This is a genomic window from Kitasatospora sp. NPDC087861, assembly GCF_044742585.1.
GTDB lineage: Bacteria > Actinomycetota > Actinomycetes > Streptomycetales > Streptomycetaceae > Kitasatospora.
The window spans coordinates 1-4,225 of sequence record NZ_JBIUUS010000091.1 but is presented as its reverse complement, the minus strand read 5'-3'; the positions used below and the strand labels follow the sequence as shown (position 1 = coordinate 4,225).

General features: G+C 71.4%; 4 protein-coding genes and 1 pseudogene. 3 read left to right on the top strand and 2 right to left on the bottom strand.

The window, feature by feature from the left end; translation table 11 throughout:
* Together ACIOJE_RS41100 and ACIOJE_RS41095 are read right to left on the bottom strand one after the other, a co-directional pair.
* Positions 1–113, bottom strand: a pseudogene (locus ACIOJE_RS41100) (electron transfer flavoprotein subunit beta); the annotation flags it as partial.
* 414 nt (positions 114–527) lie between these two features.
* Positions 528–941, bottom strand: a complete 414-nt coding sequence (locus ACIOJE_RS41095) for a thioredoxin family protein (RefSeq protein ID WP_280686432.1) — start codon at positions 939–941, stop codon at positions 528–530.
* 207 nt (positions 942–1,148) lie between these two features.
* Here ACIOJE_RS41095 and ACIOJE_RS41090 point away from each other — a divergent pair, with 207 nt between their 5' ends.
* The 3 genes from ACIOJE_RS41090 (at position 1,149) to ACIOJE_RS41080 (ending at position 4,122) form a co-directional block, all read left to right on the top strand.
* Positions 1,149–1,574, top strand: coding sequence for a DUF4395 domain-containing protein (locus ACIOJE_RS41090; protein WP_280686433.1), 426 nt, complete (start codon positions 1,149–1,151; stop codon positions 1,572–1,574).
* Between the two features lie 258 nt (positions 1,575–1,832).
* On the top strand, positions 1,833–2,603 hold the full coding sequence (locus tag ACIOJE_RS41085) for a lysophospholipid acyltransferase family protein (RefSeq protein WP_280686434.1): 771 nt from the start codon (positions 1,833–1,835) through the stop codon (positions 2,601–2,603).
* 223 nt (positions 2,604–2,826) lie between these two features.
* A complete protein-coding gene (locus ACIOJE_RS41080; RefSeq protein WP_400783792.1) occupies positions 2,827–4,122 on the top strand; it encodes a hypothetical protein in 1,296 nt (431 codons plus the stop codon).
* Positions 4,123–4,225: the final 103 nt, after the last annotated feature.

The following is a 4,225-nucleotide window of genomic DNA, read 5'->3' as shown; positions in this document are numbered from 1 at the left end:
TCCGACAGAAGGCCGTCCACACCCTCCCGGTCGGTGGTGTGGTCGTCCGCGAACCGACGGTCACCCGTCGCATCCGGCACGTACTTCACACAGACAACGATCCTCAAGCTCACGGCCTGTCTCCTGTACTGGTCTCGTCCGGCGGCTGCGGCTGTGCAAGCGGGCGCGAACACGGCACGCACCCGCTCCGGGCAGCGTGTTCCCGTGCCGGTCCGGAACTTCCTGGCAGCATACTCGGCAGTAGCCCAGTGGTCACTACTGGCCAGTAGCTTAGGCCGGACGGCTGCACTTCCGCGTGCGCCCATCCTGCCCCAGACCATCCCCGACACCACCTGACGGGGCGACATATCCGCAGCGGGATCGTCCGCCGGGCGACGAACAGATGACAGCAAACAGATTTCGTCATCTGTTATCTGTTCGCTGTCATCTGTTATCTGTCATCTGTTCGCCGCCGGCCGGCTGCCCCCTGTCCCCGGCCAGCCGTCACCCGCCGCCCGACCGAGGCCGGCCTCCCGCCACGCCCCGACTCAGACCGCCTGGCCGAGCGCCGCGATCACATCCGCCTTGCGCGGCAGCCCGGCCGCGCGACGCACCACCCGGCCGTCCGCGTCCAGCACCAGGACGGTCGGTGTGCGCAGGATCTCCAGCCGGCGGACCAGCTCCAACCGCTCCTCGGCATCCACCTCGACGTGCGCCACCCCTTCGACCATGCCGGCCACGTCCGCCAGCACCCGGCGGGTGGCGCGACAGGGCTGACAGAACGCCGTCGAGAACTGCACCAACGTCGCCCGCTCGCCGAGCACCCCGCCCAGCTCCGCCCCCGACAGCCGTACCGCCCCGTCCTTGGTCCGCACCTTCAGCCTCCCGTCGCGCCCGGCCCGTGGCAGCCCGAACGTGGTCGCCAGCACCGGCACGACAACGCACACCGCCAACCCGGTCATCCCCCTAGTCTGCGACAGCGCCCTCAGGGCCCCGAAAGGGAGGTCGACCACCAGTGCAGGGCCCGCGTACGATCGGCGGGTGGAATCCGACCGCACCGCTCCGCCGTTGCCGACCTCCCGCCGCGTCGTCGACCTGGGCCGGGCCACCACCACCCGCTGTCGCTGACGCGCCCCGCCGCCGCCCGTCGCGACCCTTCCGGAGCCCTCGTGCAGATCGACCCCCGCGGTCCCCGCTTCGCCGCCGCGCTCACCTCAGTCGTCCTGGCTGTCGCCCTGATCACCGGCAGCGGCGTGCTGCTGGCCGTCCAGGCTCTCGTCTTCGCACTCGGCGCGTTCGGCGGCCTGTGGCTCTCCCCGTACGGCTGGCTGTACCGGACGCTCCTCCTCCCCCGGCTGGCCCCGCCCTCCGAGACCGAGGACGAGCGGCCGCCCCGCTTCGCGCAGGGCGTCGGCCTGGTGTTCGCCGTCGTCGGCACCCTCGGCTTCCTCACCGGGGTGACCTGGCTCGGCCTGCTGGCCACAGCCTCCGCCCTGGCCGCGGCCTTCCTCAACGCCGCGTTCGGCTACTGCCTCGGATCCGAGATCTACCCGCTCGTCCGGCACGCGCAGGGCCGCCTCGGCACCGGGGCCTGACCGCCCCCTGGACGCCAGAGGCGTCCCGGGCCCCAGGGTCGTCACGGACGGGAAAAGTTCCCGTCCGAACTCATCACGGAGATCACACCTCGAATATTCGCTTGACCGCACGGCTCAGGTGACAGCAGGCACTCGTTCGGGGGATCATCTCCGTGAATCACCCGTGACCGCCGCGGCGTGCCGCGCTCCGATCGGCCTCCACACAACGGCGCGGGTACCGCCGTACCGGGCTCCGGCCCGTGGAAGTCAGGACTGACCGTGGCAGAGTTCGTGTACCCGCCGGTGATCGGCGCCGCACTCACCGCCTTCCGCGCGCTCGACGTGCGGATCAAGATCGTAGGCGCCGAACACATCCCCGCCAGGGGCGGAGCCGTACTGGTCAGCAATCACATCAGCTACCTGGACTTCCTCTTCGCCGGGCTCGGCGCCTACCGCGGCGGCAAGCGCAAGACCCGCTTCATGGCCAAGGACGACGTCTTCAAGCACCGGATCTCCGGCCCGCTGATGCGCGGCATGAAGCACATCCCGGTCGACCGCACCGACGGGCAGCCCGCCTACGAGGCCGCCGTGCGCGCCCTCAAGGCCGGCGAGGTCGTCGGGGTGTTCCCCGAGGCGACCATCAGTCGCTCCTTCATGCTGAAGAAGTTCAAGACCGGCGCCGCCCGGATGGCCGCCGACTCCGGCACCCCGCTACTGCCCGTCGTCCTCTGGGGTACCCAGCAGCTCTGGACCAAGGGCCGCCCGAAGACCCTGACCAAGCGTCACGTCCCGGTCACCATCATGATCGGAGAACCGATTCACCTGGGGCCGAACGACAAGCCCGTCATGGTCACCAGACGGCTGCGCGCCGCCATGAGCGAGATGCTCGACCAGACCCAGCGCGAGTACCCCGGCAAGCCCTCCGGCGCGGACGACACCTGGTGGCTGCCCACCCACCTCGGTGGCACCGCGCCCACTCTGGAGGTCGCCGAGGCCGAGGACGAGGCGGAGGCCCTCGCCAAGGCCGAGCGCCGCGCCGCCCGGGGCTGACCCGCCCCGCCCCCTCTCCTCCGCCGCTCCTCCTCCGCCGCGCCGCAAGACCGTCCACTCCGCCAGGCCTTCTACTCCGTGTGACCGACCGGACGCGAGGCGTTGCGTGTCGCCCGGCCGCTGGCGTCCCCCATCTGACACAGTGACAGCTCCTTCGAGGGGCCTTCGTCCCACATCGGGGACGGAGCCAATGTCGGCGAGGTCGGAAAGGTCGGAGACGGAGATGGCACGGATGACCGGCGCGCGGCAGTCACCCACGCTCACGCCCAAGGCCCGCACCCGCGCAAGCGCCGGTGCGGGCCTTCTGCTGCTGGGCACCCTGCTCACCGGGTGCGGGGCCGAGCCCGGCGAGATCCCACTGTCCGAGATCCAGGCGGACACGCCTTCCGCCTCCCCCGAGACGACACCGGCCACCGCGAGCCCCGGCGCTGCCGGCTCTGCTGCCGCGACCCCCGGCCTGGTCGGCGCCGCCTCCGGAGCGCCCGCGGCCACCGCGGACAACGGTCCGATCGTCGGTGTGTCCTTCCTCGACGCCACCCGCACCACCAGCTCCATCGTCGCCATCGCACCCGACGGCGCCGACCGGCGCCAGATCACCCAGCCGCCCAACCACACCAGCGACGACCGCCCCGACTGGTCCCCCGACGGCAGCACGATCGCCTTCGACCGGACCGACGTGCAGAGCGGCGCCGCCCGTCTCTGGACCGTGTCCGCCTCCGGCGACGGCGCCCACCAGATCGGCCAGCTCTGCGAGGCCAGTGCTGCCGACTGCGCCAACGAGGACGAGCGTGCTCCCGCCTACTCGCCCGACGGCAAACAGCTCGCCTTCAGCCGTTCCTGGGGCGCCCTCGACCGGACCCGCAGCAACCAGGTCCAGTACTCGGACCTCTACCTGATGAACCCCGACGGCACCGAAGTCCAGCGGCTCACCTTCCTCACCAACGACAAGCCGTACTCCGGTCAGGTGAGCAACCCCAGCTGGTCACCGGACGGCAAGCAGCTCACCTTCGAGTACCGCACCAGCGCCACCGGCCAGCCCGCCAACAGCCGCGCCATCTACGTCGTCGGCGCGGACGGCACCGGACTGCGGCAGCTCACCCCCTGGGAACTGCGCGCCGGGGACCGCGCCAACTGGTCCCCCGACGGCACGCAGATCCTCTTCACCACGTACCCGGCCGGCCCGGACAACGCCCCCGGCGGCGGCATCTACACCGTCCACCCCGACGGCACCGCCATCGGCGCGCTCACCCCCGCCCCGTCCGACGCCTTCTACGGCACCGCGTCCTTCGCGCCCGACGGCAAGTCCATCGTCTTCGCCAGCGCCGCCGCCGGGGCCGGCGCCGACCTCTACAGCATGCAGCCGGACGGCACGGGCGTCACCCGGCTCACCAACGGCGCGGACGCGTGGCTGAGCCGGCAGGCATGGGGAAAGGCGGCGGCTCCGGAGCCTGCGCAGCCCCAAGCTCAGCCGCAACCGCAACCGCAACCGCAGGAAGAGCAGCAGCTCCAGGACGGGTGAGCCACAACGCAGAGAACCCCCATCCGGTTTCCCGGATGGGGGTTCTCTGTGAATGATTGTTCGGCGGCGTCCTACTCTCCCACAGGGTCCCCCCTGCAGTACC